The organism is Jeotgalibacillus sp. R-1-5s-1 (assembly GCF_004405105.1).
Lineage (GTDB): Bacteria > Bacillota > Bacilli > Bacillales > Jeotgalibacillaceae > Jeotgalibacillus.
In genome coordinates this window covers 254152-279513 of sequence record NZ_SORW01000012.1, presented here as the reverse complement: position 1 = coordinate 279513, position 25362 = coordinate 254152, and the positions used below count along the sequence as shown (strand labels likewise).

Below are 25362 nucleotides of genomic sequence, written 5' to 3'. Positions count from 1 at the left end.
TGAAGACAGGGGAGTCTAGGCCAATGAAAGTAACCATTAAAGATATTGCCAAATTAGCCGGTGTCTCTCAGGCAACGGTATCTAAAATTCTTAATAATTATCATGATGTTGGTCAGGAAACGAGAAAACGTGTCCTTGAAATTATGGCACAGGAAGGCTATCGTCCTTCCCAGTCCAGGCTGCTTCAGGATAAAAAAACGAACGTGGTGGGCGTCGTCTTTGCCGGTAAGGTGAATGCGGACCTCACCCACCCCGTTTTTGTAGAAGTACTGAATGAATTCAAAAAAACCATTGGCCAGCTTGGCTACGATCTTGTCCTTTTTTCAAACGAACAATTTTTCGAGGAAAAGGAAAATTATCTTGAACGCTGCCAGCATTTTCAGGTGGATGGCTGCCTGATCATCGCAGGTGACCAGATTGAATCCTCTGTATACGAGCTTGATATGAGTCCAATCCCTTGCGTAGGGGTTGATATCGAACTGAATGGACCATTCTCAAGCTATGTAATGAGTGACAGCAACAGCATTGCAGCAAAAGTGGTGGAGCACCTTTATTTAAACGGTCATCGGAAAATCGGCTACATCGGGGGGACAAACGGCTCCCTGATTGCTGATTCCAGATTGTCCGCTTTTAAAAAGACCCTTCAATATTACGGTCTTCCCGTTAAAGAAGAGTGGATTTATGAAGGCGACTTCTTTGAAGACAGCGGTTACAAAGGAATGAACGACTTTCTTGACCATGAAGACAGCCCAACGGCGGTATTTGCAGTGTCAGATCTGATGGCAATCGGTGCGATGAAGGCTGTAAAGGAAAAAGGTCTGAGTGTGCCTGAAGACATCTCCATTATCGGCTGTGATGATATCCTGCCTGCCCGTTACGTCGAACCCCCTTTGACAACGATCAGACAGGATAAAGAAAAGATGGGCAAAATGGCCGCCCATATTCTGCTCGATCTGATCAAAAACCGAATCGAGTCCAGCACAGTGGCTGTCGAACCCGAACTCGTTGTGAGATGGACAACGACGAAGGTGGATTAATAAAAAAACGTGTGGCTTATGGCCGCACGTTTTTTTAGTTGGCTAATTAAATCGTGTCAGGGGGGCCGTGATCAGCTGTTGACAGATTCTTTGGTGCTATCAACAAAACTGGAGGTGTTAACGACAGAAGTTATTGGCCTATCAACGTTAAATCCGGTGCTAATGACAATTAGTGCTTCCTGTAACAAGCTATCAACATAAACAACCATCCTTACGACATAAACAGGCTGCCTAGCGACTCGATGGACATCAAATGCGATGTTCGCTCATTAAGCAACATCAATCAAAACAAGGTCTGGTCGTTTTTCGGATTAAACCACTTCTGCAAATGGGTGACTGAGGGGTCATGACTGTTGCAAAAATCTGACCAGACTTTCCACCACCTGCTTTAGCACGTCAATCGACCCAAGCAGATCATCCTCAAACTGTAATGCGTGATCTGTTCCTGCGATCACCTCATTATTCACAAGCGGATTTCGTTCAATCGCTTCAGCTGCTTCAGGCGAATAACAGAAATCATGATCACCGATGATCGAGAGGCTCGGCCATTTCGTGTGTTCAAGTGCCTGTCTGACGAGCTCCCCGTGAACAAGCGGCGTCATCCAGATGGCTTTTACATCACTCAATCGATTGAGATTGGATTCCTGAGCCATCATCATGGTCCCGATCGATTTCCCAACAATCAGGAGCGACCCGTCTTTTCTCAATTGTCCTGTCTTTTCAAAAATAAGTTCCCCATCCTTCAGCACAGAAGCACGATACTCTTCATCTGACATACTATTGTATGATTCTTTGTTGTAGGCGTAATCTGCAAGAATGACCTGATAGCCCTCTTTTACCAACAGGCTGGTCGCGTAATGCATGAGAGGTGCCTGAATAGAATAGCCTGCACCCGGGAGGATCAGTGCTGTTCCTTTTGGTTCGTCAGACAGGCAGATTTCGGTTATATCAAGGTTTTGTCCAATTGAATTTTTGATCGTATGAACGTTTCTCATCTGCCGTTCTCCCATTCTAAAAACTCAAGTCTGTTTCCAAATGGGTCATCTACATAAAAGCGGATGGCTCCTGGAAGCCGGTCGTCGGTAATGACAGGGTAGCCCTGTTCCTCTAAATGAGCCTGCAGGTTTTCGATTTGTTCAATTTCAAAAGCAGGATGTGCTTTTTTGGCAGGCGCAAAGTCTTTTTCAATACCAATATGCAGCTGGTGATGTCCGCAGGCAAACCAGACACCGCCATTCGCTTTCAGGCTGTCGGGTTTTTCAATTTCAGGCAAACCGAGTACGCCGTGGAAAAAATCGCGCGCTGTTTCTTCGGAGTCAACAGGGGCAGCGAGCTGAATATGATCAATTTGTTTAAATGAGTAAGTCATGGTTTCATCCCTTTCTGTGTTACAGTTAATGTAATTGTAGTGCTCTGGATATGATAAGAAAAGCTTTAATAATGAAAGGATTTCCATAAGTAATGGTTATCAGGGTGAGAAAATTGAATGAACAACATATAATGCAAAACCGTATATTTCTGATCCACGGTTTTAACAAAGGTGCATCTGATATGTATCCTCTTGAGCGATCTCTTGCCTCATTCGGCTATGACTGTCTGACATTGAACTACCCGCTCCGCTTTCATCCGTTTGAGAACGCGACAGCATACCTTAGGCAGATGCTTAATCGCTTACCTGATGGAGAGCAGGTCTTTTTAGTCGGGCACAGTACAGGCGGGCTTGTCATCAGGGATGTGTTATCCAGTCCGGATTGTGCAGCCAAGGTGAAGAGAGCAGTCCTGATCGCTACACCTAGCCAGGGAAGTCAGCTGGCCCGGCATGCCCATCGTGTGCAGCCTTTCACGCGTCTCTACAAAACCATTGCCTCTATTACGCCTGAATTTGTCGGGGACTATGCGTTTCAGCCTTCTGATGTTGAAATGGGAGCTATTGCAGGGGACCGGTCCAACCTTTTCCTCGGCAAAATGATTAGAGAGCAGAATGACGGCCGTGTCGAAACGAGCTCTGTCTATGATCGCGGGTTAAAGGATTTTTTAGTTCTGCCATATGGACATAAGGACATTCATCACCGGAGGGAAACCGCGGAATTCGTTCACCGTTTTTTGCAGACCGGGATGTTTTACGGGTAAAGACCTTTTTGGGGTGCGAAGGCAGCAGGTTGGAATTCTAATACAGAAGGGTTACCCCGGTTGACCGCGATTCTCGACTGCGTGATGAGCATTCCCGTCTCGCGTCCAATCAGGTGCAGTTGGGTAATTGAAGGAATCATCTTCAGGAGTGAGGGAATCGGGATCTTGAAAAGAAGGAATCCGGAGATTGAGTGAAGGTAATCATGTGGGTGGAGGGCTTGTGAAGGAATAAAAATCTTAAAAGAAGGATTCGATTTCCGGAAAGAAGGATAAAAAATCCAGAAAGAAGGAAAAACTGCCCGATGTGAAGGAATCCCGGCAACCCTCCACGCCCCGACACCACCGCCACAATGCCTGTGTCCCCGGAACCGCATCCCCCGCAAACCTCAGTTACCCGCGAAGCCGATCCGGCTTATCAAACCGTCCAGGCTCCGCGTCCAACAATCTTTACCTGATCCATTCCTCGCGCAGCATCCCCATCCGGATGGAATCGAAATACTGACCGTCATGAAAACGCACTTTCCGAATACGTGCTTCCATCTGCATGCCGAGCTTTTCGCCAACGCGGATCATCCGGTGGTTGCCGGACCAGGTTGTGTAGCCGACACGGACGAGTGGCAGGGTGTCAAACAGATGCCCGATCCAAAGGCGCAGTGCGCGCGTGCCATAGCCTTTGCCCCAATGCACTTCCCGGTAAAAGGTGATCCCCATCTCAAGCCACTTTGACGGCTCATGCTCCCAATAGTATGTGACGGTACCATACACTTCACCATGGATTTCAATGACCATAACATCCTGGGCATTCAGGTATTGTTCCTTTTTCGTTAAAAATTCCTCATAGGTTTTCTTGTGATGAGGAAAATACGGTGCATCCCAGCGTTTCCATTCAGGCGTATCGCTTGAGAAAGCACCCTCCCAAATGACAGGTAAATCATGCTCCATAACAGGTCTTAATACAAGTTCGTTATCTTTTAACATCATGTAATCTCCTTATTCATGAACTGATTTCATGTGCAGGACATTACAGCAGTTCCTGCACGTTTTTACTGTGTCATAATCCCCTTATGTACGTTTTGCATGATCATCATTCCTTTCTTAGTCGATGCGTTTATCTTACCATTATTTAGCTGTAAGAAGATCTTTTTTATCCATGAAAAAATATCGATTGCGTATTTTTGCATGATTAGGTATAGTGAAGATCATACAATATATAGAATTTTTATAACTGAATAACACAATATATTGTTACTACCAGTGAAAACGGTGCCCGTTAAGGGTTAAAAGGGAATCCGGTGTGAATCCGGAGCTGTTCCCGCAACTGTAAGCACGGACGATCTGTACGAGCCACTGTCTGTTAAAGATGGGAAGGGTGCAGAAAGGAAGATGTGTGAGCCAGGAGACCTGCCGTTTTTGCCGATTGTAAGCTTCTCCGGGAATAGAGAAGATGCAGCGGGAATAACAGGACGGGGATCCGTTTCTGTTCTCATTCACGTTGATATCTGCCTCGTTCTCCGAATGTGAGAGCGGGGCTTTTTTATTTTCCCGGTATTAATGTACGAAAGGGATGACGATGTGATGACAAGTACCGTAACAGAAATGGAGCACGACATCAGGAGCCTGGCAGGAGAGCATGCAGGTCAACTGCTGGAAGCATTAAAGCGATTTAGCCAACCTTCACTTGATGAGGCAATTGGAGAAGCATTAAACAGAATCACAATGGATGAGCCGGGATGGACTTACACAGCAGCAAAGCTATTTTCTTTAAAGCTTTATGCACAGGCTGCACAATCAAGAGGATATGACGCGTCGGGACGCTATGGAGATTTTTATGGCTTAATCTCTCATTTAACGACGCTTGGCATTTACGACAAAAACCTGCTGCACACTTATTCTAAAGAGGAAATTGATACGATTGGCAGCCTGATTAAACCTGAAAACGATCAGCTTTTTTCCTATATCGGATTGTTTTTATTAGCTGACCGCTATTTAGCAAAAGACTATGAGGGAAGGGTATTTGAGCTTCCTCAGGAGCGGTTTTTGATTATTGCGATGACGCTGATGCAGAAGGAGCCTGTACATAAACGCCTCGATTTGATCCGTGAGGCATACTGGGCGATGTCGAATCTTTATATGACGGTGGCTACACCCACTTTATCAAATGCCGGTAAAAGCTACGGTCAGCTGTCATCATGTTTTATTGATACAGTGGATGATTCGCTCGACGGCATTTATCTGAATAACTGGGATTCTGCACGTTTAAGCAAGGATGGCGGAGGACTCGGGGTTTATTTTGGGAAGGTTAGAGCGCTCGGGTCTGATATAAAACGATTTAAGGGTAATTCTTCGGGGATCGTGCCTTGGATCCGGCTGTTAAATGATACGGCGGTCAGTGTCGATCAGCTTGGACAGCGTCAGGGCGCGGTGGCTGTTTATCTCGATGTGTTCCATAAAGACCTGATGGGTTTTCTTGAACTAAAGACAAACAATGGTGATGAGCGGCGTAAGGCACACGATCTGTTTACAGGTGTCTGCATTCCGGACCTGTTTATGGAAAAGCTGCTCGAAAAGGATGAAGCGGGACGCAGCATTGGTGAATGGCACCTGTTCTGTCCCCATCAGGTAAAGCAGGTGATGGGATGGAAGGACGAAAATGGACAGCCGCTTGGCCTGGAGGATTTTTATGATGAAACAGACCACCGCTATTTTAAAGAAAAATATGAAGAGGCTGTACAGCATCCGCTTCTTCCGAGAAAAACAGTCCGCGCGATGGATCTGATGGCGAAAATCATGATTGCCCAGCTGGAAACCGGAACGCCATATCTGTTTTACAGAGATGAAGTGAATCGCCAGAATCCGAATAAGCACGTGAATGGCATTGGCAGGACGTCGATTTACTGCAGCAATCTCTGCACAGAAATCGCACAGAATATGTCGCCAACCACAATTACAAAAGAATTTACAGACGAGGAAGGCAACATCGTGATTGTGAGAAAGCCGGGTGACTTTGTTGTATGCAACCTGTCATCTGTCAATCTGCCGCGTGCTGTAGAGGCGGATGTTCTTGAAAGGCTGATTCCGATCCAGCTGCGTATGCTTGATAATGTCATTGATCTGAATACGATTTCAGTCAAACAGGCTACTCAGACGAACAAAAAATATCGCGCAGTAGGCCTGGGCACGTTCGGCTGGCATCATCTGCTCGCGAAAAAGGGGATTTACTGGGAGTCTGATACGGCTGTAGCATATGCTGACAAACTTTACGAAGAAATCGCCTATTTAACGATCCGTGCATCAGCTGATTTGGCGGAAGAAAAAGGGGTTTATCATGCGTTTAAAGGCTCTGAATGGGAGTCAGGCGCGTATTTCGAGCGCAGAGGTTATCAAAGTGAACGCTGGAGAGCACTTCGTGAAAAAGCGGCCAAAGGTCTACGGAACGGCTGGCTGATGGCCGTTGCACCGAACTCCTCGACTGCTAAAATCGGTGGCTCAACGGACGGGATTGACCCGCTTTACGCTGTTGAATATGCGGAGGAAAAGAAGAACTTTAAATTCACCGTTACCGCACCGGACCTGAATCACAAAACGTATGAGTATTACAGAAAAGCCCGTCATCACCTGAATCAGCATGACAGCATCCGTCAAAATGCAGCGAGACAGCGTCATGTCGATCAGGGTATCAGTTTTAATATATACGTTCGTCATGACATCAAAGCCAAAGAGCTGCTGGATCTTCACATTGACGCATGGAAGAGTAAATTGAAAACAACCTATTATGTCCGAAGTACATCACAGACAGAAATCGAAGCCTGCGAGGTTTGCGAAAGCTAAAGGAGGAATCACCATGACCATCACTGCACCCTTACAAAAATCAAAGCTGTTAAATCCGGATGCCCCGAGCCGCGCGACAAAGCTCATTAACGGGGAGGCATCAGGACTATTAAACTGGAATGATATCGCGTATCCACACATGTATGAGTTGTATCAGACACTGCTTGCGAACTTCTGGAAGGCACAGGAGATCAACATGCAGGATGATATTAAGCAGTGGGACAGCCTGAGCGAAATTGAGCAGGATGTATTCCTCCGGATCAATACACAGCTCGCTTCACTCGACAGTCTGCAGACCCCTGCGATGACCGGTGTGATGGATTACGTAACAGATCCGAGCTTTAAGGCAATTCTTGCTGTCGTAGCACAACAGGAAGCGGTTCATAATGAATCGTATTCGTATTTGCTGAGCTCACTCGTATCAACAGACGAGCAGATCAGACGATTCGAACAGGCAAAAAAGGATCCGATTGTTCAAAAGAGAAATCAGCTGATTCTTGATGCGTATGAGCAATTCAGAAGCAACCCGACGCCGGAAACACTGTTTCATCTCGGCGTTCATTCGATTGCGCTTGAAGGCATCTACTTTTATGCCGGCTTTGCGTTTTTCTATCACCTTGCCCGCCAGCAGAAGATGCTGAAAACGAGTACAATGATCAGCTATATTCAGCGCGACGAAATGCAGCACGCCTACTTCATGGGGCAGTTTCTCCGCATTTTACTGAAGGAAGAGCCGGAATTAAATCAGGTGGATCAGCTCGAAAAAGTTTATGACACCCTTCATCAGGCAGCTGAGCTTGAGATTGAGTGGGCAGGCTATATTTTAAAGGACATCCCTGAAATTGATCAGCAGGAGTTTAGTGATTACGTCAAGTACTTAACGAATAAGCGTCTGCGTCAGATCGGTCTCAAAAATCTGTATCCTGAAAACGATAATCCGATGCCGTGGATCCGTGTATTTGACGATCAGATGATGAACGAGACGAAATCCGATTTCTTCGAACAAAAGTCAAGGACGTATACAAAGGTTTCCCAGTCCAATGGCTTCGATGAGCTCTGAACGTATCACGATCGTCTATGCATCTTCTACGGGAAATACAGAAGCGCTCGTTGAGATGATGAAAGAGGAGTTAAGTACAGCGTTTCAAAGCATCACGGTGCTTGCTTCAGAGAACTTTTCAAAAGCTGCACTTTCTGATACGGATGTGCTTATTGTCTCAACGTATTCCTGGGGAAACGGGGAGATTCCAAAAAGGATGGAAAACGTTTATCGCTTGATCGAAGACCATGCTTCTAAAACACTCATGACCGTCGCAACAGGAACAGGAGATCGTCATTACCCCCGCTATTGCGGAGCTGTGGATCAGTTCAGAGATATGCTGTTTGACAAAACTACACTGATCGCGACATTAAAAGTAGAGCTTCTGCCACAGGAATCAGACCGCAAAAAATGCAAGCAGCTAAATCAACTTTTGCATCAGCGTGTAAAAAACATTCCGTGTTCTTCTGAGGCGTAAAGAAGTCCCGTGTTCTGATATAGTTAAGAAAACAACGCTGACGGGGTTGATCGCATGAATGAACGTGAATTAACGGAGCGCCTAGTTGCGCACGAACCATTTATATTAGGACAAGAGACTGTACGGAATTATTCAATTTTGCTTCCTTTCGTGGAGAAAAACGGAGAATTGCATCTGCTGTTTGAGGTGCGTTCTCTGACGATGAGGCGCCAGCCGGGAGAAATCTGTTTCCCTGGCGGACGGATCGATCAGGATGATGACAGCGCAAAAGAGGCGGCGGTAAGGGAAGCAGAAGAAGAGCTCGGCATCAGCCGAAACTCAATTAAGCGCGTCCATTCCTTCGGTAAACTGGTATCACCATTCGGGATGACGATCAGCACGTATGTAGGATTTTTAGATGATGATCATGAGCTCAAGCCGAACCCTGCTGAGGTGGAGGAAGTGTTTACCGTCCCGCTATCCTTTTTTATGGATACATCGCCGGATGAGCATACGATTAATGTTGAGGTAAAACCGGAAGAGAATTTTCCGTTTGATCTGATTGCCAACGGCCGCGAGTATAAGTGGCAAACGCGGCAGTATAAAGAATACTTTTACCACTATGAAGGCCGTGTGATCTGGGGATTGACGGCACGGGTGCTGAGGGAGTTTATTGAGAAGATGATGAAGTGAGGGAGCGGTTGAAAGCCGCTTCCTTTTTTTGAAAGACGGGTCGGACTCATCCTACGCTTTCCGTGGCCGGGCGGTGAACCCGCCTGTGCTTCGCACAGTCGGTTTCACCTGTCCCTTTCCGCCACAGGAGTCTTCGGATGAGTCCGACCCTGTGTAGAATTCAAATCCTCTTTCTTATGAAAGGAGAGGGAAAAACCGATCCATGAAGCATCTTCCGCTTCTTGCTTGTGTTGTGAACATGTCCCTTTCCTCCATAGAGAGTCTTTGGAATGACCAGATATTCTTGATGTAAAAGCGATTGAGTGTATATCTTAATAACTACTTTACGATCAAGGATATTGGCTTCCTTTTTCAATGTGTATCGCGTATGATAAAGGAAATTGTTTCCTTTGAAGGGGGAGTTCGTATGTGGATTTTTGTTGGGACCATTGCTTTTATTTTCGCGCTTGGGTTTTACTCGGACAGGAAGCGTAAAAAACGCAGTCAGCACGCCTATTCAAATGATTACTCCCGTACTTATCACGCTGAAGGAACACATACAACATCTGATGTAGAAAACTCTACGCACTCATAAAAAGGCAGCTGTGTATGTTAAAAGCTGTTCGATTTTCGCAGGTAAACCATATAAATAACGTATGAATCAGTATTTACAGCACCCAAAAACGATTCGACAATACTTATTGTCATCGTACGTTTTGGGTGCTTATTTATTTGTTTTTTGAGATGTGAGATTAACTTTTTTTAAGTGTAATCAAGGATAAATAATGGCTGGTGTTGAATGATAGTTTTAATCAATTGAAGGAGTGAATGGTATGTATTTATTTCTAATTATAATTTTATTAATCATCAGTATTGCTTGCTTCTGGGAAAGCAAAGCAGATCGAAAAGGATTAAGAGTTACGCTAAGTGTTACTTTGGCTTTAATGCTGACACTTTTTATGGAAAGTACTGCTCACAGTCTGGTAGAAACACAAATGATGGAGGGACCCATTCTCCTCACACTGTATTTTCTTTTACCTGTGGTTTCTTTTGCTGCATTTCAAATTTTATTTTATGACATTAGATTGGTGGGGAAAGAGAAGTAATTTCTGTGTGCTTTCTTAGACACTTGGATTGCGATTTTAAGTTTTCTCCACAGTATCTGGACTATTTACATTCACCTGGCTGTCTATTACTCTGAATAACGCCCGATTTCTCCAACATTCTGAATTTTTTCACTTTAGTCCTTTTCATCACTAAATTTTCTATGTAGAATAAGGCAAATAAAAGATGATGGAAAAGGAGTTTTGATCAATGAGCACACAGACCCTGGAGATTGTAAAATGTCAGCAGCGAAAAGAAAAGCCCTCAACGGATCAGATCCCTTTTGGCACCACATTTACGGATCATATGTTTTTAATGGAATATGAGGAAGGCAGGGGCTGGCACGATGCGCGGATTATTCCATACGCACCGCTTACCCTCGATCCAGCCGCCATGATTTTTCATTATGGACAAACTATTTTTGAAGGATTGAAGGCTTACCGGACACCTGAAGGAAAGGTTCTTTTATTCCGCCCTGAAAAGAATCTGGAGCGCCTTAATAGGTCGGGTGAGCGACTAAGTATTCCGCCAATCGATGAAGAGCAGGTGCTTGAGTATTTAAAAACCCTGATTGACCTTGAGCAGGACTGGGTGCCGGACACGCCAGGCACTTCACTATATATTCGTCCATTTATCGTGGCGACCGAACCGAATCTTGCTGTAGGACCATCTAAAACATATAAAATGATGATTTTGCTGTCTCCTGTAGGCTCATATTTCGCAGGAGGCATTAAGCCTGTCACGATCCACGTGGAACAGGAATTCACCCGTGCCGTTAAAGGCGGGACCGGTATGGCAAAAACGGCCGGAAACTATTCCTCCGGATATCAGGCGCAGGCTAATGCACGTAAATCCGGAAATGCAGATGTCTTGTGGCTGGACGGCATCGAAAAGCGTTATATAGAGGAAGTCGGCAGCATGAATATTTTCTTTAAAATCAACGGGGAAGTTGTGACACCGGCTCTAAGCGGCAGTATCCTAAAAGGTATCACCCGAATGTCCATTCTTGAGCTGTTAAATAGCTGGAATGTGCCGGTTTCAGAGCGCCGCATCGCGATCGACGAGCTGTATGAAGCCTACGAGCAGGGGCTTGTCGAGGAAGCATTCGGCACCGGAACCGCAGCCGTCATTTCACCTGTTGGCGAGCTGAACTGGCAGGGTAAAAAGATGGTAATCAACAATCACGAAATTGGAGAACTATCACAAAAGCTCTACGACACCATTACCGGGATCCAGACTGGTAAAGTGGAGGATGTTTTTGAGTGGACGGTGGAGATTTAGTTCTTTAAATACCTAAACGTAGGAATGAGTCTGCTTTAAAAGGCGGCTGGCTGATGTAGCTGGCCGCTTTCTTTATGACATATATGGGGAGAGTACTTTTTGGAATAGTCCAAAATACACTGAACTCACAAATTCCCGCGGAAGCTGACGAACTCGCCGCCGAACCTCACGAAAGTCGCGTCTAACCTTACGAACTCATGCCCTAACCTCACAAATTTGCTCACTAACCTGACGAACCGGTTCCACGCAAAAGTGCTGTCAGATTGAACAACCCTGTTTGAAAAAGTATCCTTCCAACATAGTCCATAAGACACTAACCTCACAAACTTTCGCGGAAGCTGACGAACTCGCTATGGAACCTCACTAAAGTCGCGTCTAACCTCACGAACTCATCACCTAAGCTCACGAATTTGCCCGCTAACCTGACGAACCGGTTCCACGAAAAATCCCCACACAAAAAAGCGCATCACACAATCTCTGATGCGCTCATACATTAACCCTCCGGCGTAACCGCCACGTTATGTCTCACTGGATCTTCATTTGTCCAGATAATTACGGTACCTGGTGCTACAACGAGATCTTCACTAAATTCATAATCAGCAATTTGCGCTTCTACCGTTCCGCTTAGCTCGGCACCTTCTTCAACAGTCACGGTCATTTGCATCACCGGGTGTGGATCGCAGTGGATCGCATATGTGCCGACCGTATCAAATTGAAAAGCCGTTGTTTCACCTTGTGCAAGTAATGGGGAAGCCACTTCGCCTGATACAACTTCAGCTTCAGTCGTCATTTCTTCTTCAGCAGGTTCTTCCTCGGTCGTCTCTTCTTCCTCAGTCATCTCGCCGTCTTCAGAAGCGCCTTCTTCCTCCATCATACCTTCATCAGAAGATGCTTCATCCTCCATTTCCACCTGTTCCTCTGTGGCCGTATCTTCTTCGGTATCTGCGGGTGTTGAAGTGTCCTCACTTGAACATGCAGCGAGTAAAAGCATAAACATAAGGGTGACCAGCCATCCTGTTTTTTTCATCATGTATTCCTCCTCTTTTAATTAGTAAACGCTAAAAGTGAGCTAACAGATCAAAATAAGTGGACAAAATGATTTTTATTTATTATCATTATTGATAATGATAATAAAAGGAGTGGAAATGATGAAATCAAAAGCCGATTTAATCATGCATCCTGTACGGATGAAAATCATTCAGCATCTTGCGAAAGGACCTGCAACTGTATCTGAGTTACTGGAGTGGCTTGAGGGCGTTCCGCAAGCAACCTTGTATCGTCATTTAAATGCATTGAAGAAGGGAGATATTCTTACGATCACCCAGGAAAGACAGGTCAGAGGTGCAACTGAAAAAACATATGCGCTCATGGAAAAGGGATCGCGTGTTACGCCTGAAGAAGGTGCAGCGATGTCAAAGGATGAGCACGTAAAGCTGTTTATGACATTCTTTGCCAATCTCTTAACTCAAACTGAGGATTTTTTCTCAGGTGAAGTCGATTTGACGAAGGATATTTATGGGTTTGGCCAGGTTGATCTGTATTTGACAGACGAAGAATGGGAAAAGTTGAGAGAGGATTTATACGGATTAATAAAAGGATACGCAGAGAAAAAGAAGGAACCAGGCGTTCGTAAAGTCACGATGGCACAGTTCTTTGTGCCGGAACCTTCAGAAAAGAAAGAGGACGAATAAATGAAAAAGAATCTATTAATATCCATTATCATGAGTGTGCTGGGTGCGGCAGGTGGATTTTTCATCTCGCAGCAAACGATTCGGACAAGTACGTTTGAAATACCAGATCCCCAGATAGCTGTGATCGTATTAACAGTCCAGGCGGGTGTCATGACCTTTATTTTAAGCCTGGTTGGATTTTGGCTGCTGACCAAAACGCCGTTAAACTTAATGAATTCTCAAGGAAGAGGGAAAGGGCTGCTGCTAGCTGGCTTTTTTGCACTTGTAACAGGGTTTGTCATTCAGGGCTCGGATGCTTTTTTCTTTGGTGATTACCTGAATGAAGTGGCCGATTATACGCCTGAGGTTTCCGTGGAAGCTCTTCTGGGCGGTATGTTCTATGGTGGCATTGTAGAGGAAGTGATGATGCGTCTGTTCGGTATGACGCTAATCGTTTTTTTACTGATGAAAATAACCAAACAGGAAAAGCTTTCATCAGTATGGATGTGGGTTTCGATTCTTTTATCAGCTGGATTGTTTGCAGCGGGACATCTTCCGGCTAATTTTGCCGCTTTCGGTGAACTCACGCCGCTGATTATTGGCCGGGCTTTTCTATTGAATAGTATCGGTGGAATTTTATTTGGCTGGCTATATTGGAAACATGGTTTCTGGTTCAGCGTACTTTCTCATATGCTGGCTCATTTCTTTATGCAGATTTTATGGATTCCTATTCTATTTTAAGGATGAAATGGAGGTATGATGATGAATAAAGAACAGGAAATGGTGATTCAGCAAGCAGGATTTAAGCTGAGTGGAACATTATCTTTACCAGCGGAGCCAGCACACACAGCTGTCATGCTCATTGCAGGATCAGGGAAGGTAGACCGGGAAGGTAATCATGCGAAGTTTAAATCGAATATTTACAAAGACCTTTCTTACTTTTTTAACAGTATAGGTGTTGCTGTCTTACGCTATGATAAACGGGGGACGGGTAAGAGTGAAGGAGTTTATAATGAAACAGGCCTGTATGATTTTATTGGTGATGCGGCAGCCTGGTTAAAGGCTTTGAAAGAAACAGGTTTATTTAAGCAGGTGATCGTTGTGGGGCATAGTGAAGGCACCATTATTGGACCTGCAGTGCTGAAGCAGGAGCCCGCAGACGGTTTTGTATTTTTGTGCGGATCTTCCGGGACCGGGGCAGAGATGCTGTCCTACCAAAATGAATGGCTCAGAAAAGAAATTCGTGAGACAAACGGTTTGAAGGGCTTGTTATTTAAAGCATTAAAAGTGGAAAAGAAAATTAATAAGCAGACACAGGCTGTATACAGCAAAATTGCTGCCACGTCAGATGCTGAACTTAAATATCGCGGTGTAAAATTAAATGCTAAATGGATGCGTGAAATGAATAACTTTGATCTGCGTGACTATCTGTCGGGCCTGTCAGGAAAGCTTCTGGCCGTTGAGGGTGGAAAAGATGTTCAGGTGAAACCGGGGTCAGCACAGGATTTCGCTGAGAAAACGGGTGGAGAATATCTTGTGATTGAGAATATGAATCATCTTTTAAGAGAAAGAACTGAATCACATTCACTTCTCGGGCTGCTAAAAGAATATAAAAAAGAGTTAAAGGATAAGCCACTTCACCCTGCATTGCTGGATTCCCTGCTGGAATGGATAAGAAGATAAACCATTACTATTTCTATTTATCGAATTCTGTTACGATACAAGTAGGTTGAAATAAGGGAGGAATAAGTGTGGAGTTTGTTTCTCTGATCATTGTCCTGCTGGCAGCAGCTTTAATTATCGGAGTTTTATTTAACAGCAATAAAAAACTGCAGCAGCAGGTTGCCGATAACCTCGTGCAGGATCAGAAGCTTGAGCGGATGATTATTGACCGCTTAAAGGCTGGTCAGGATAAGGTGGCTATTGTGAAGTTTGTGAGAGAACATTCGGGGCTCGGGCTTGTGGAAGCGAAAAAATATGTAGATAACATAGAAGCGGATCTGAATGGGAAAGGTCCGGTAGAGTGAGAAGAAAAACTGCGAAATGGTCCGCAGTTTTTTCTTGCGAAAAGAATGAATCATCATTCATTTTCGTTCTCTTCATGATAAAATAACAATAAATTACCCGGGAAATAATGTGTGGAAAGGGGCAAGATGATGTCTTCATTTGTCGAAAACGAGAAGTTTCTTACGGACATTTTAAAAAAGAAGCTGTCTCCGGAATTTTATGAGTATGCTATTACACATTTAAAGGATTTTTATGATAAATGCTACGGTGTCTGGGATGAGCGGGCAGCGCACACGGATCGTGAAGCTCAGCCGAGGCTGATCCGTTATGACAAAATGGGAAATGACGTGTCAAAGGTTTGGGTGAATGAGGGGTATAAGCAAACTGTGAAGGAAGCATACGACACAGGCATTGCCGCCTACCCGCATAAAGAAATTCCTGAATTAAAGCAGAAGGGCAATTATGTCTACAGTTTTGCACAAGGCTACTTATTATCCCAAACAGAGGCGGGATTTTATTGTCCGGTGACGCTGACGATGGCAACAGCTTATCTCCTGAATCACTATGCGGATCAGGAGTTGAAGGACCGCTTTCTCCCGCACGTATTGTCAACTGGAGAGGTCGAGCTTTATGAAGGCGCAACCTTTTTAACGGAAAGACAGGGTGGCTCTGATGTAGGAGCAAATGTAGTTAAAGCGGTGAAAGAGGACGGCGTATACCGGCTGTTTGGTGAGAAATACTTTGCCTCGAACGCGGGCCAGGCAGGGGTTGCAGCTGTGTTGGCAAGAATGGAAGGCGCACCTGAAGGGACACGGGGACTGAGTCTGTTTTTAGTACCATGGCGCAATCAGGATGGTGAGCTGAATCAGATCACGATCAGGAGGCTTAAGGATAAACTTGGCGTACGCGCAGTCCCATCCGGCGAAGTGGAGTTCAATGGATCGGAAGCGTATCTGATTGGGGAAGCGGACCGCGGATTTTATTACATGATGGAAGCATTGAACCTGTCGCGGATTTGCAACAGTGTTGCGTCACTCGGCATCATGAAACGTGCACTTAACGAGGGGTTTGCTTACGTGTCTGAACGGGAGGCTTTCGGCCAGAAGCTGATTGATTTTCCGATGATGCAGGAAACCGTGGTGCAGTTGCAAGTGCGTCATGAAGTACAACTGTCTGCTTTATTTGAAAACATTGAGCTGTTTGAGCGGGTGGTCAGGGATGATGTGCACGTCACGCTTGATGATATCGCGCTAAACAGACTGTATATTGCCTTGATTAAATCGAGAACGGCGAAGGAATCGATCGACTTTGCGCACGCAGCCATCGAAATGCACGGCGGTAACGGTTATATAGAGGATTTTGTGACGCCTCGCCTGTTAAGAGATGCACAGGTGTTGACGGTGTGGGAAGGAACAGAAAATATCCTGGCGCTTGAGGTGTTAAGGCTCGTTAAAAAGTTCAATGTTCATGAAGTGTTTATCCGGGATCTGAAACGCAGGCTCGGATCAAAAAAGATGCGGATGATCGATGTGAAAATAGAGGAGCTGGAGTCGATCTTAATTCGACTGACGGCTTTAAGTGAGGATCATCAGACGTATTATGCCCGCAAAGTAGCCAGCAGGATGGCGGATCTGCTGTTTGTCGTGCATGCCTATGAACGTGCGGATGATGAAAGAAGCTTAGCTGTTGCAGACATTTATCGTGACTGGCTGTGGCATCAGGAGGAATTTGACGGCAGTATGCTTTGTGTAGAAAAGTTCGGCATCATCATGGGGGATCAGGCGATATAAAGCCTGACCCCTTTTTCCTATTTTATGAAAGCGCTCTCTATTTTGTCTGAATGTTGTGATAATATAAAAGGGAATGAATGGGAGAAAGGAGCACGGGTGATGCTGAATAAAACGGTTGGACAAATCGTAAAGGAAATGGCGCATTCATATGGGGATGTGGAGGCGTATGTGTATCCTGAGCACAAGATCAGAAAAACGTATCAGGAATTTGATCAGGAAACAGATGAACTGGCAAAAGCGTTTCTTGGTGCAGGCATCAAAAAAGGGGAGCATGTGGCCATCTGGTCAGATAATAAGAGAGAGTGGCTGTTAAGTCAGTACGCCACCGGTAAAATGGGGGCTGTTCTCGTAACGGTTAACACGAATTATCAGCAGGCGGAGCTGACGTATCTGCTGGAGCAGTCAGATGCCACAACACTGATTTTAGGAGAAGAATTTAAAGGGTCCTCATACATAGACATTATCAATGCAGTCTGCCCGGAGCTTTCCGGATCTGAAAAAGGGAATCTCAATAGTCCGAAGCTTCCTGAACTGAAACGTGTCATTGTGATGAGCGACAACGATTATCCGGGCATTTACACATGGCGTGAATTCCAGCAATTTGCACAGCAGGTGACGAACGAGGAACTTGAGTCAAGCCTTGCCGCACTGGACCCTGAAGACGTGATCAATATTCAATATACGTCAGGTACGACCGGCTTTCCTAAGGGGGTTATGCTCACTCACCATAACATCGTCAATAACGCGCAGCTGATCGGGGATTTTATGAAGCTGACGACAGAGGACCGGGTATGCATTCCTGTGCCGTTTTTCCACTGCTTCGGCTGTGTGCTTGGAACGCTTGCGGCGGTTACCCACGGTTCCACGATGATCCTGCTTGAGCAGTTTGAGCCGGAAAAGGTCTTGCAGGCCGTTGAACAGGAGCGCTGCACGGTTCTCCATGGGGTGCCAACGATGTTCATCGCGGAGTTGAATCATCCAAACTATAAAAACTATGATACTTCCTCGTTGCGGACGGGTATTATGGCAGGTTCTCCGTGCCCGATTGAAGTGATGAAAAAGGTCATCCATGATATGGGCGCAAGTGAAATTACGATTTGCTACGGCCAAACCGAATCCTCTCCGGTGATTACACAAACAAAACCGGACGATGCGATTGAAAAACGGGTCGCAACCGTTGGCAAACCGCACCCGGGAGTAGAAGTGAAAGTCATTGATCCTGTGACAGGCAAGGAGGTTCCAACCGGAGAACCGGGCGAACTTTGCACGCGGGGCTACCTGATTATGAAGGGCTATTATAAAAACGAAGAAGCAACCCGGTCAGCGATTGACGAAGACGGCTGGCTGCATACGGGGGATATTGCGGTCATGGATGAAGACGGCTACCTGGCGATTACCGGCCGCATCAAAGACATGATCATTCGCGGCGGAGAAAACATTTACCCACGGGAAATTGAAGAATTCCTGTACCAGCATCCCGCCATACAGGACGTACAGGTCGTCGGCGTCCCGGATGAAAAATACGGCGAAGAACTCATGGCATGGATCATTCTTAAGGAGGGAGAACAACTCGAAGAACAAGCGCTCAGGGACTACTGTAGCGGAAAGATCTCCCACCACAAAATCCCGCGCTACATCGAGTTCACAAGCGCTTATCCCATGACCGCATCAGGTAAAATTCAAAAATATGTTCTTCGGGAGCAATCACTTGCGAAAATTGGGGACGGAGATCTTGTTTCATTCGAAGGGCGAAAAAATTAAGGATGGATCTGCAGCCGGAACTGACTCTTTGGAGTGGTTCCGGTTTTTTGCTGTGAGATTCATTAAAGTGGAACATTTTAAGTCTAAATAGACGACAGGTATCACATCATTCTTTATACAAGTCAGATAAAAATGTCCCTCGTTATCGCGAGATCCTGATAGAATGTTAATAGATTTGAAGTATTTTTATGCGCAGAATCATATGATGATTGTGGAAAAGGAGGAACCCGGATGGATGAGCTGAGGGAGTGGCAGATTTTTATTGAGCAGACTGGATGGCTTGGGCCGGTTTTATTTGTGCTGCTTCACCTGATCCGGCCTCTTGTCTTTTTGCCTGTCATTCTTGTATGTGTGGCAGGCGGACTTTTATTTGGCTTTGTGGAGGGTGCGATTTTATCGTTTATCGGATTAACGCTGATGAGTTTTGTTTCGTATGTTCTGATTAATAAATTCCCTGCATTTAAAAATAAGCTGTCTCAGCTGAAGGAAAAAGTTCTGCCAAACCGCCATTTGTCTGTGGGACAGATTATGGTACTTCGGATTATGCCATTTGTACATTTTCATCTGCTGTCATTTTATTTGATGGAGATGACCGAGAACAGAAAAGAGTATATGATCTACTCCATGCTTGGCGTAATTGCGCCGGCGGTTATTTATACAGCATTCGGAGGCGCGATTCATGAACTTCCATGGTACGGTACAGCGGTTTTATTTTTGGTGCTTTTAGTAGTGTATAAAGTAATCGGAAAGTTAAGCGATGATAAAATGGAGTCGCTGGAATAGTCAGCAGCACATCTGATCCCCGGGGGGAAGATTGAAAAGTCGAAGAATGCACGTGAAAATGTCGATAACAAGCCTAATTCTGTCGATAGCCGAACCCCGCCTCACTCACTCGCCCACCTCATTCCCAGTCCCACTCCCCGCCTCCAGAACTCAGCCCACAACTTTCAGCTAACCGGATGAGCAATCCTATCTTAAAACCGAACACCCTCAGCAGCACAACCCAAACGGATGTGCTGCTGATTTTTTGTCCCAGCACCATATGGCTTCTCCCTGTGTGTATTTCCACGCGGCAAGTGCTGCGCCGCAGGCATCAATTTCATGTGTTTCAGTCATTTCTAAAAGACCGCTTAATCCCCATTGTCTTAACGCCTGAACAATATCAGGTCGAACGTCAGGCTCCCTTTTATAACGCAAGGCAAGCTCTCTTTTCTCCATATCAAGGCGCAAGCCGATCGCAGCGCCGGGATGCACTTCAAGGATGGTCAAACGATCATTCGTATCAAGAGCAGCAAGACTTCGTGAAAGCGCAACGCCCCTCAGTGTCAGATACACCATACGGGTCATGGTCGGGGTCATAATCGAGCTCCCTGATAATCCGTTTTCCTTAATAAAATGTCTGATCGCTTTGTCCTGTGGCCGATCCCCGCCGCCGTCCTGATAGGAGAGCGGTGCATCCAGACCGATCGTGACCTCGTCTTTCCCTAGACACTCCGATACGAGTGACCGGATTCTCTCGTCTGAAGCCCCTTTTATAAATTCTATAAGCTGCAGCTGCCCATTTTCTTCTTTGAAGGCAGCAGCGACTGTATCTTTATGGTTGGATGGACCGGATAAATCAATGCCAATAATGATCATAAGGAAAGTCCTCTCTTTGTTTAATTTCTTTTAGTATACAAAACGGACGGCTCATAAAAGAGACATATGTCCTTTTAATACTCTGTTATTCTTTTGGTAAAAGGAAAAGAACAGGGAGCGGTATGTGTGAAAGGGATTTTATTTGCGGTTCTTGCAGGGGTATTCATTGCACTGCACGGCGCGTTTAATACGAAAATGGGTGAGTCGGTCAGTATGTGGCACACTGTTGTCATTGTCCATTTCATTGGCTTTGTTTTAGCGGTTATCATTTTTTTATTTGTGCGCAAATCGTCCGGAGAATCAGCAAGGTTCTCGAAGGTTCCGCCCGTTTATTTGCTTGGTGGAACCTTTGGTTTGATCGTTTTACCGGCTCAGATGGCTTCTATCGAAATGCTTGGGATGTCGTTATCGATTACGCTGCTGCTTGTGGCGCAGATTGTTTGTGCATTTCTGATCGATGCGCTTGGTCTTTTCGGGACAGAAAAACGCACCATTCATAAAAAGCATGTAGCTGGACTCGTGATGATGCTCGCAGGCGTTGTGCTATTCCAGCTTTAGGGGTGATAGAGATGAGAAAACAGCCGGATCATGAACAAGTAAAAAAGTGGCTGAAGGATTATGGACTAAATGATATTTTAAAGAACGCTTCTAAGCTGTCGATCTTCTCTTTTTCAAAGGGAGACGTGTTATGTGAGGACGGGGAGCATATTGACCACCTTTATTTTCTGACTGAAGGGAAAGTGAAGATCTTTACGACTTCGCCTGAGGGTAAAAGGCTGATTGTCCGTTTTAAAAAGCCTTTAGCATTAATTGGGGATGTCGAGTTTGTGCAAAATACGCCAGTGATTAATACTGTTGAAGCTGTCTCTGACGGGTTTTGTCTTGGCATTTCGTTTGAAGATCTGCACGATATGCAGGGAGATGATCCGGCCTTCCTCCGTTTTTTACTTCAGACGATCGCTCAGAAATTTTATACAGAGTCCCAGGTGACCAGTTTTAATCGCCTATATCCGCTCGATGTCCGTTTATCAAGTTATCTGCTGTCATTGTCAGAGGATGGCCAGGGTTCGCAGTATCATGATGAGATGCAGGCGGCACATTTGACTGAGGTAGCTGAGGTGTTAGGCACAAGCTATAGGCATTTAAATCGTGTGATTAAACAGCTGTGCGAGGATGGTGTGATTGAGAGGAAGCGCGGAAAGCTGACGATCCTGGATATAGAGGCATTGCGTTTGCGTGCTGAAGGAAATATATATGAATAGGAGTGGTAAAAATGGGGATGGTGCTTGCTGTGTTTGCTGGATTGTTAATCAGTGTGCAGACCGTGTTTAATGCCCGTGTCAGTATAGAGGCGGGTTCATGGGCTACGACATCATTTGTGATGGGGCTTGGCTTTATTTCATCTTTACCTTTATTTTTTCTTTTGGATCAAGGTTCATTGTTTCAGCTGAATGGCATGAATCCATTTTATCTGATCAGCGGGGTGCTAGGGGTTGGGCTGATCTTTTTTATCATGAAGTCTGTTCATCATCTGGGGCCTGCTGCGGCGATCTCGATTGTGCTTGTATCACAGCTCGCCGTAGCGGTAATGATCGATGCATTCGGGTTATTCGGGTTTAGTCAGGTTCCTTTTACATGGAATCAGGCGGCAGGGTTGTTCCTTCTTGCCGCGGGGATTGTGGTGTTCAAAAGAGAGCCTGGCAAGAAATTATCTATAGCCCTCAGACGCTCAGCCTAAAAAGTGGAGGATTCATTTTTAAAGGAGTATGATGGGTAGTATTCAAGAAACGCCTGCGTAAGCTTTGCTGATTTCATTAGCAAGGCTTTTTTGTGGGTACAATGAAAGGAAGCGCATGAATGTGAGAGTCTGGTTTTTATTACTGGCATTATTTTTAGTTTCGATCAATCTTCGTCCTTCGATTACATCCGTTGCGCCACTGCTTGAAACGATGCAGGATACGCTTGGCATGAGCGGGACGACGGCGAGTTTGTTAACGACGCTGCCTGTGTTATGTATGGGGTTATTTGCTCCGTTTGCGGTGAAAATCAGTGAGCGGACAGGACTTGAGCGTGGGATATTCTATTCTTTATTATTGATTACAGCAGCTACAGCATTCCGAGGTGTTTTTGGAAACACAGGAACACTTGTTGTGACAGCTTTTTTAGCGGGTGTCGGTATCGGTGTAGCGGGACCTCTTGTATCAGGATTTATTAAACAGTATTTTCCTACGCGCCCCGGTGTTGTTAGTATTTACACCGTTTCGATGGCGCTCGGTGCCGGTGGAGCTGCAGGACTTTCTGTGCCGATTTATGAGTCGGCAGGTCAGAGCCTGATGTTTGCTCTGGCGGTGTGGAGTGTTCTGGGGGTTTTGGCACTGGTTGTCTGGAGCCGATTTGCGGGTAAAAAGAAAACAGATCAGGTGTCAGAGCGTGCCCCTCTTCCTTTTAAAAGTGGACGGGCCTGGCTGCTGACCGTGTTTTTCGGCTTGATGTCGAGTATGTTTTATACAGTAACGGCATGGGTTGCGCCAATTATTCAGGGGATGGGCTACAGCTCTGTTACGGCTGGATCCATGCTGACGGTGTTTGCCTTGATTCAAATTCCCGTGTCACTATTCTTACCCGGACTGGTCGCGAAATATGGATACCTGGTCCCTGCTTTACTCATTTGCAGTACGCTTGAACTGATTGGTGTCTTCACGCTGATTTTTGATGGATCTCCACTTTTAGCGGTTGTGGCCATTGGACTTGGAGCAGGTGGTTTATTCCCGCTTGCGTTAATGATGCCGATTATCGAAACGGAAACGCATCAGCAGGCAAGCGCGCTGTCAGCCATGTCACAGGGTGGCGGATATATTCTTGCGGCACTCGGTCCGCTTGGTGTCGGAGCCGTATATGATCAGTTCAACAGCTTTACACCGGCATTATACGCAATGGCGGTCGTGGTCATGTTAATGGCTGTCATGCAAATTCTACTCGGCTTAACCGGCAAAAACCTTTCTGTTAAATAAGGAGGAAAGATGATGAGGGAGTATGAGGAGATTCATTCAGTTGAAGAATTAGAGCATTGGAAGCAGGGCACACAGACACTGATTTATGTATCGAGGGAGAACTGCAGCGTCTGTCATGCACTGCTTCCGAAAGTGCAGGAGCTGATGGAAGATTATCCTTCTGTCCGTTTTGGTCACCTTTCAGCAGATGATGTGGAAGAGGCGGCTGGCCAGCTGACGATTTTTTCAATTCCAGCGATTTTGGCGTTTTCAGAAGGCAGGGAATTGTACCGTGAAGCGAGATTCATCCGAATCGACGACCTGGATCATTTTCTTTCAAAATGGACGGCCTCCTCCGATTGAATCAGTTGCCTTTATGTTCTTTTTTAAATATAATTACTACATGATAATTATTCTAAATAAAGAAAAGGGCGTTTATGATGACGAAAGATACACAGGCTGCCATTCAATTCAGTCATGTAACATTTAAAAGTGGAGAGCAGGAAATCCTGCACGATATTACCGGCTGGTTCCCGCGCAACCGGATCACAACGCTTGTCGGTCCATCCGGCGCAGGGAAAACCACGCTGTTCAGACTTTGTAACGGATTGATTTCACCGACCAGCGGTGATATCTATATTGATGATCGGAAAATCGAATCCTATGATCCGGTTCAGCTTCGCCGGAAAGTAGGAATCGCGTTACAAAGTGCCACGATGGTGTCAGGTACTGTCCGTTATAATCTGGCTCTTCCAATGGAACTGCAGGGAAAAGAGCTGTCTGATGAACGGGCGAAAGAGTTAATTACCGTGGTCGGGCTGGATGAATCCTTTTTAGAACGCAAGGCAAAGGATCTGTCCGGTGGTCAGCGCCAGAAGCTGTCGATTGCCCGCACGCTTGTCAATCAGCCGGAGATTTTACTGCTGGATGAAATCACATCATCACTCGATCGCGTGTCACAGCAGGAAATCGAAGAGCTGATTGTCAGAATCAATGAAAAGTATGGAACGACTATTATGTGGATTACCCACAATCTTCGTCAGGCCTTATCCATTGGAGATTACACGTGGGTCATGATGGATGGGGAACTCGTGGAAACAGGTGAAAGCAGTCTGCTGAAGAATCCGCAAAATCCCCGCGTTCAGACGTTTGTAAAGGGGGAAACGGAATGAATTTTGTCTTACTGGCTTTATCCTTAATCTTTGTCATCATTCCGCTTGTCCTGTCAAAAACGCTGAACCTTGGTCTTGAAAAGGATTCAGTGATTGCCACGATCCGATCCATCATTCAATTACTGGCTGTCGGTTACATTCTTCAGTTTGTATTTGACGCTGAGAACTATTTTTATATCTTTTTAATGATCGCGTTGATGATTGGCGCTGCCGTTCAAAATGCCCGTAAAAAAGGCGTTTCGATCAAGGGCATCACATGGAAGCTGGTTGTGACGTTTGTTTTTATTGAAGTTTTGACGCAGGGGATTCTGCTGGGACTCAATATTACACCTGCAACCGCTCAGTATATCATCCCGATCAGCGGCATGGTGATTGGGAACTCGATGGTGCTGTCCATTTTGTTTTTAAACCGCTTTACATCAGAGCTCGATTCGCGTGAGGATGAAACGGAATTGATCCTGTCACTTGGCGGGACACCGAAGCAGGCAATTCACCGGCCTCTTATCGCTTCCATTCAGGCAAGCACGATCCCGACCATTGAAAGCCAGAAAACAATCGGTCTTGTCCAACTGCCTGGGATGATGAGCGGACAGATTATTGCCGGAGCGGATCCACTTCAGGCGGTCATGTTCCAGTTGTTAATCATCTTCTTATTGCTCACCACCGCTGTAGTAACGAGTGTGATATTAGGGTTTTTATCTTATCCGACTTTGTTTAATGAGCGGATGCAGCTTGTATTGCCGGGGAAGAAATAAAGTTTGGTGCCGGAATCTCTTGAGTGAGGGG

At 45.6% G+C, this 25362-nt stretch carries 28 protein-coding genes and 1 riboswitch; of the genes, 23 read left to right on the top strand and 5 right to left on the bottom strand.

Going from position 1 to position 25362, the window contains the following annotated elements; genetic code table 11:
- Positions 1–23 precede the first annotated feature (23 nt).
- On the top strand, positions 24–1037 hold the full coding sequence (locus E2491_RS06570; protein WP_134374159.1) for a LacI family DNA-binding transcriptional regulator: 1014 nt from the start codon (positions 24–26) through the stop codon (positions 1035–1037).
- Positions 1038–1381: 344 nt separating this feature from the next.
- Here E2491_RS06570 and E2491_RS06565 read toward each other — a convergent pair whose 3' ends face one another.
- Positions 1382–2032 (bottom strand): alpha/beta fold hydrolase, encoded by a 651-nt coding sequence (locus E2491_RS06565; RefSeq protein WP_134374157.1) that lies wholly within the window; start codon positions 2030–2032, stop codon positions 1382–1384.
- Positions 2029–2406, bottom strand: coding sequence for a VOC family protein (locus E2491_RS06560; protein WP_134374155.1), 378 nt, complete (start codon positions 2404–2406; stop codon positions 2029–2031). Before E2491_RS06560 ends, E2491_RS06565 begins: the two co-directional genes overlap by 4 nt.
- A gap of 113 nt (positions 2407–2519) precedes the next feature.
- Between E2491_RS06560 and E2491_RS06555 the strand changes: the two genes are divergently transcribed.
- Positions 2520–3167, top strand: a complete 648-nt coding sequence (locus E2491_RS06555; protein ID WP_166805809.1) for an alpha/beta fold hydrolase — start codon at positions 2520–2522, stop codon at positions 3165–3167.
- A gap of 447 nt (positions 3168–3614) precedes the next feature.
- Here E2491_RS06555 and E2491_RS06550 read toward each other — a convergent pair whose 3' ends face one another.
- The gene (locus tag E2491_RS06550; RefSeq protein ID WP_134374377.1) at positions 3615–4145 is read right to left on the bottom strand and encodes a GNAT family N-acetyltransferase; all 531 of its coding nucleotides are present in this window, start codon (positions 4143–4145) and stop codon (positions 3615–3617) included.
- A 266-nt stretch (positions 4146–4411) separates the two neighbouring features.
- Positions 4412–4590, top strand: a riboswitch (cobalamin riboswitch).
- Between the two features lie 152 nt (positions 4591–4742).
- On the opposite strand from E2491_RS06550, the gene E2491_RS06545 reads away from it, so the two are divergent.
- The 7 genes from E2491_RS06545 (at position 4743) to E2491_RS06520 (ending at position 11548) form a co-directional block, all read left to right on the top strand.
- Positions 4743–6995 (top strand): ribonucleoside-diphosphate reductase subunit alpha, encoded by a 2253-nt coding sequence (locus E2491_RS06545; RefSeq protein ID WP_244093902.1) that lies wholly within the window; start codon positions 4743–4745, stop codon positions 6993–6995.
- A gap of 13 nt (positions 6996–7008) precedes the next feature.
- Positions 7009–8055, top strand: coding sequence for a ribonucleotide-diphosphate reductase subunit beta (locus E2491_RS06540; RefSeq protein WP_134374148.1), 1047 nt, complete (start codon positions 7009–7011; stop codon positions 8053–8055).
- Entirely contained in the window at positions 8036–8512 is a 477-nt protein-coding gene (locus E2491_RS06535; protein WP_134374146.1) for a flavodoxin domain-containing protein, read from the top strand. The genes E2491_RS06540 and E2491_RS06535 overlap by 20 nt, the downstream gene beginning before the upstream one ends.
- A 54-nt stretch (positions 8513–8566) precedes the next feature.
- On the top strand, positions 8567–9184 hold the full coding sequence (locus tag E2491_RS06530; protein ID WP_134374144.1) for an NUDIX hydrolase: 618 nt from the start codon (positions 8567–8569) through the stop codon (positions 9182–9184).
- A 406-nt stretch (positions 9185–9590) separates the two neighbouring features.
- Positions 9591–9758, top strand: coding sequence for a hypothetical protein (locus tag E2491_RS17445; RefSeq protein WP_166805808.1), 168 nt, complete (start codon positions 9591–9593; stop codon positions 9756–9758).
- Positions 9759–9996: 238 nt separating this feature from the next.
- Complete coding sequence (locus E2491_RS06525) at positions 9997–10269, top strand: hypothetical protein (protein ID WP_134374142.1); 273 nt, start codon at positions 9997–9999, stop codon at positions 10267–10269.
- Positions 10270–10477: 208 nt separating this feature from the next.
- Entirely contained in the window at positions 10478–11548 is a 1071-nt protein-coding gene (locus tag E2491_RS06520; RefSeq protein WP_134374140.1) for a branched-chain amino acid aminotransferase, read from the top strand.
- 493 nt (positions 11549–12041) lie between these two features.
- Here the strand turns inward: E2491_RS06520 and E2491_RS06515 are convergent, their stop codons facing one another.
- Entirely contained in the window at positions 12042–12578 is a 537-nt protein-coding gene (locus E2491_RS06515) for a cupredoxin domain-containing protein (RefSeq protein WP_134374138.1), read from the bottom strand.
- 115 nt (positions 12579–12693) lie between these two features.
- On the opposite strand from E2491_RS06515, the gene E2491_RS06510 reads away from it, so the two are divergent.
- The 7 genes from E2491_RS06510 (at position 12694) to E2491_RS06480 (ending at position 19559) form a co-directional block, all read left to right on the top strand.
- Positions 12694–13239, top strand: a complete 546-nt coding sequence (locus E2491_RS06510) for a helix-turn-helix domain-containing protein (RefSeq protein WP_166805807.1) — start codon at positions 12694–12696, stop codon at positions 13237–13239.
- Positions 13240–13959: a CPBP family intramembrane glutamic endopeptidase gene (locus E2491_RS06505; RefSeq protein WP_134374134.1), complete on the top strand. Its 720-nt coding sequence runs from the start codon at positions 13240–13242 to the stop codon at positions 13957–13959. It abuts the gene before it with no gap.
- Between the two features lie 15 nt (positions 13960–13974).
- Positions 13975–14901 (top strand): alpha/beta hydrolase, encoded by a 927-nt coding sequence (locus E2491_RS06500; protein ID WP_134374132.1) that lies wholly within the window; start codon positions 13975–13977, stop codon positions 14899–14901.
- Positions 14902–14969: 68 nt separating this feature from the next.
- Positions 14970–15245, top strand: coding sequence for a ribosomal protein L7/L12 (locus tag E2491_RS17600; protein WP_208528042.1), 276 nt, complete (start codon positions 14970–14972; stop codon positions 15243–15245).
- A 129-nt stretch (positions 15246–15374) separates the two neighbouring features.
- Complete coding sequence (locus E2491_RS06490) at positions 15375–17015, top strand: acyl-CoA dehydrogenase family protein (RefSeq protein ID WP_134374130.1); 1641 nt, start codon at positions 15375–15377, stop codon at positions 17013–17015.
- A 99-nt stretch (positions 17016–17114) separates the two neighbouring features.
- Entirely contained in the window at positions 17115–18776 is a 1662-nt protein-coding gene (locus E2491_RS06485; RefSeq protein WP_134374128.1) for an AMP-binding protein, read from the top strand.
- Between the two features lie 231 nt (positions 18777–19007).
- Entirely contained in the window at positions 19008–19559 is a 552-nt protein-coding gene (locus E2491_RS06480; RefSeq protein ID WP_134374126.1) for a TVP38/TMEM64 family protein, read from the top strand.
- Positions 19560–19766: 207 nt separating this feature from the next.
- On the opposite strand, the gene E2491_RS06475 is transcribed toward E2491_RS06480, so the two are convergent.
- Positions 19767–20414 (bottom strand): DUF429 domain-containing protein, encoded by a 648-nt coding sequence (locus E2491_RS06475; protein WP_134374124.1) that lies wholly within the window; start codon positions 20412–20414, stop codon positions 19767–19769.
- A gap of 126 nt (positions 20415–20540) precedes the next feature.
- Here E2491_RS06475 and E2491_RS06470 point away from each other — a divergent pair, with 126 nt between their 5' ends.
- The 7 genes from E2491_RS06470 (at position 20541) to E2491_RS06440 (ending at position 25331) form a co-directional block, all read left to right on the top strand.
- Positions 20541–20972, top strand: coding sequence for a DMT family transporter (locus tag E2491_RS06470; RefSeq protein WP_166805806.1), 432 nt, complete (start codon positions 20541–20543; stop codon positions 20970–20972).
- Between the two features lie 11 nt (positions 20973–20983).
- The gene (locus E2491_RS06465; protein WP_134374120.1) at positions 20984–21676 is read left to right on the top strand and encodes a Crp/Fnr family transcriptional regulator; all 693 of its coding nucleotides are present in this window, start codon (positions 20984–20986) and stop codon (positions 21674–21676) included.
- Between the two features lie 11 nt (positions 21677–21687).
- Positions 21688–22152 carry a DMT family transporter gene (locus E2491_RS06460; RefSeq protein WP_134374118.1) on the top strand — a complete coding sequence of 155 codons (465 nt, stop codon included), beginning with the start codon at positions 21688–21690 and terminating at the stop codon, positions 22150–22152.
- A gap of 115 nt (positions 22153–22267) precedes the next feature.
- Positions 22268–23425 (top strand): MFS transporter, encoded by a 1158-nt coding sequence (locus E2491_RS06455; RefSeq protein WP_371414458.1) that lies wholly within the window; start codon positions 22268–22270, stop codon positions 23423–23425.
- Between the two features lie 9 nt (positions 23426–23434).
- Positions 23435–23767 carry a thioredoxin family protein gene (locus E2491_RS06450; RefSeq protein WP_134374114.1) on the top strand — a complete coding sequence of 111 codons (333 nt, stop codon included), beginning with the start codon at positions 23435–23437 and terminating at the stop codon, positions 23765–23767.
- Between the two features lie 77 nt (positions 23768–23844).
- A complete protein-coding gene (locus E2491_RS06445; RefSeq protein ID WP_134374373.1) occupies positions 23845–24576 on the top strand; it encodes an ABC transporter ATP-binding protein in 732 nt (243 codons plus the stop codon).
- Positions 24573–25331 carry an ABC transporter permease gene (locus tag E2491_RS06440; protein WP_134374112.1) on the top strand — a complete coding sequence of 253 codons (759 nt, stop codon included), beginning with the start codon at positions 24573–24575 and terminating at the stop codon, positions 25329–25331. Before E2491_RS06445 ends, E2491_RS06440 begins: the two co-directional genes overlap by 4 nt.
- Positions 25332–25362: the final 31 nt, after the last annotated feature.

Coding starts and splice junctions, on each gene's coding strand:
- E2491_RS06565 (WP_134374157.1), bottom strand. CDS start 2,032: ATGAGAAACGTTCATACGATCAAAAATTCAATTGGACAAAACCTTGAT.
- E2491_RS06475 (WP_134374124.1), bottom strand. CDS start 20,414: ATGATCATTATTGGCATTGATTTATCCGGTCCATCCAACCATAAAGAT.
- E2491_RS06560 (WP_134374155.1), bottom strand. CDS start 2,406: ATGACTTACTCATTTAAACAAATTGATCATATTCAGCTCGCTGCCCCT.
- E2491_RS06440 (WP_134374112.1), top strand. CDS start 24,573: ATGAATTTTGTCTTACTGGCTTTATCCTTAATCTTTGTCATCATTCCG.
- E2491_RS06455 (WP_371414458.1), top strand. CDS start 22,268: ATGAATGTGAGAGTCTGGTTTTTATTACTGGCATTATTTTTAGTTTCG.
- E2491_RS06570 (WP_134374159.1), top strand. CDS start 24: ATGAAAGTAACCATTAAAGATATTGCCAAATTAGCCGGTGTCTCTCAG.
- E2491_RS06540 (WP_134374148.1), top strand. CDS start 7,009: ATGACCATCACTGCACCCTTACAAAAATCAAAGCTGTTAAATCCGGAT.
- E2491_RS06550 (WP_134374377.1), bottom strand. CDS start 4,145: ATGTTAAAAGATAACGAACTTGTATTAAGACCTGTTATGGAGCATGAT.
- E2491_RS06460 (WP_134374118.1), top strand. CDS start 21,688: ATGGGGATGGTGCTTGCTGTGTTTGCTGGATTGTTAATCAGTGTGCAG.
- E2491_RS06525 (WP_134374142.1), top strand. CDS start 9,997: ATGTATTTATTTCTAATTATAATTTTATTAATCATCAGTATTGCTTGC.
- E2491_RS06480 (WP_134374126.1), top strand. CDS start 19,008: ATGGATGAGCTGAGGGAGTGGCAGATTTTTATTGAGCAGACTGGATGG.
- E2491_RS06520 (WP_134374140.1), top strand. CDS start 10,478: ATGAGCACACAGACCCTGGAGATTGTAAAATGTCAGCAGCGAAAAGAA.
- E2491_RS06510 (WP_166805807.1), top strand. CDS start 12,694: ATGATGAAATCAAAAGCCGATTTAATCATGCATCCTGTACGGATGAAA.
- E2491_RS06445 (WP_134374373.1), top strand. CDS start 23,845: ATGACGAAAGATACACAGGCTGCCATTCAATTCAGTCATGTAACATTT.
- E2491_RS06465 (WP_134374120.1), top strand. CDS start 20,984: ATGAGAAAACAGCCGGATCATGAACAAGTAAAAAAGTGGCTGAAGGAT.
- E2491_RS06490 (WP_134374130.1), top strand. CDS start 15,375: ATGTCTTCATTTGTCGAAAACGAGAAGTTTCTTACGGACATTTTAAAA.
- E2491_RS06515 (WP_134374138.1), bottom strand. CDS start 12,578: ATGATGAAAAAAACAGGATGGCTGGTCACCCTTATGTTTATGCTTTTA.
- E2491_RS06450 (WP_134374114.1), top strand. CDS start 23,435: ATGATGAGGGAGTATGAGGAGATTCATTCAGTTGAAGAATTAGAGCAT.
- E2491_RS17445 (WP_166805808.1), top strand. CDS start 9,591: ATGTGGATTTTTGTTGGGACCATTGCTTTTATTTTCGCGCTTGGGTTT.
- E2491_RS06500 (WP_134374132.1), top strand. CDS start 13,975: ATGATGATGAATAAAGAACAGGAAATGGTGATTCAGCAAGCAGGATTT.
- E2491_RS06530 (WP_134374144.1), top strand. CDS start 8,567: ATGAATGAACGTGAATTAACGGAGCGCCTAGTTGCGCACGAACCATTT.
- E2491_RS06485 (WP_134374128.1), top strand. CDS start 17,115: ATGCTGAATAAAACGGTTGGACAAATCGTAAAGGAAATGGCGCATTCA.
- E2491_RS06505 (WP_134374134.1), top strand. CDS start 13,240: ATGAAAAAGAATCTATTAATATCCATTATCATGAGTGTGCTGGGTGCG.
- E2491_RS06545 (WP_244093902.1), top strand. CDS start 4,743: ATGACAAGTACCGTAACAGAAATGGAGCACGACATCAGGAGCCTGGCA.
- E2491_RS06535 (WP_134374146.1), top strand. CDS start 8,036: ATGGCTTCGATGAGCTCTGAACGTATCACGATCGTCTATGCATCTTCT.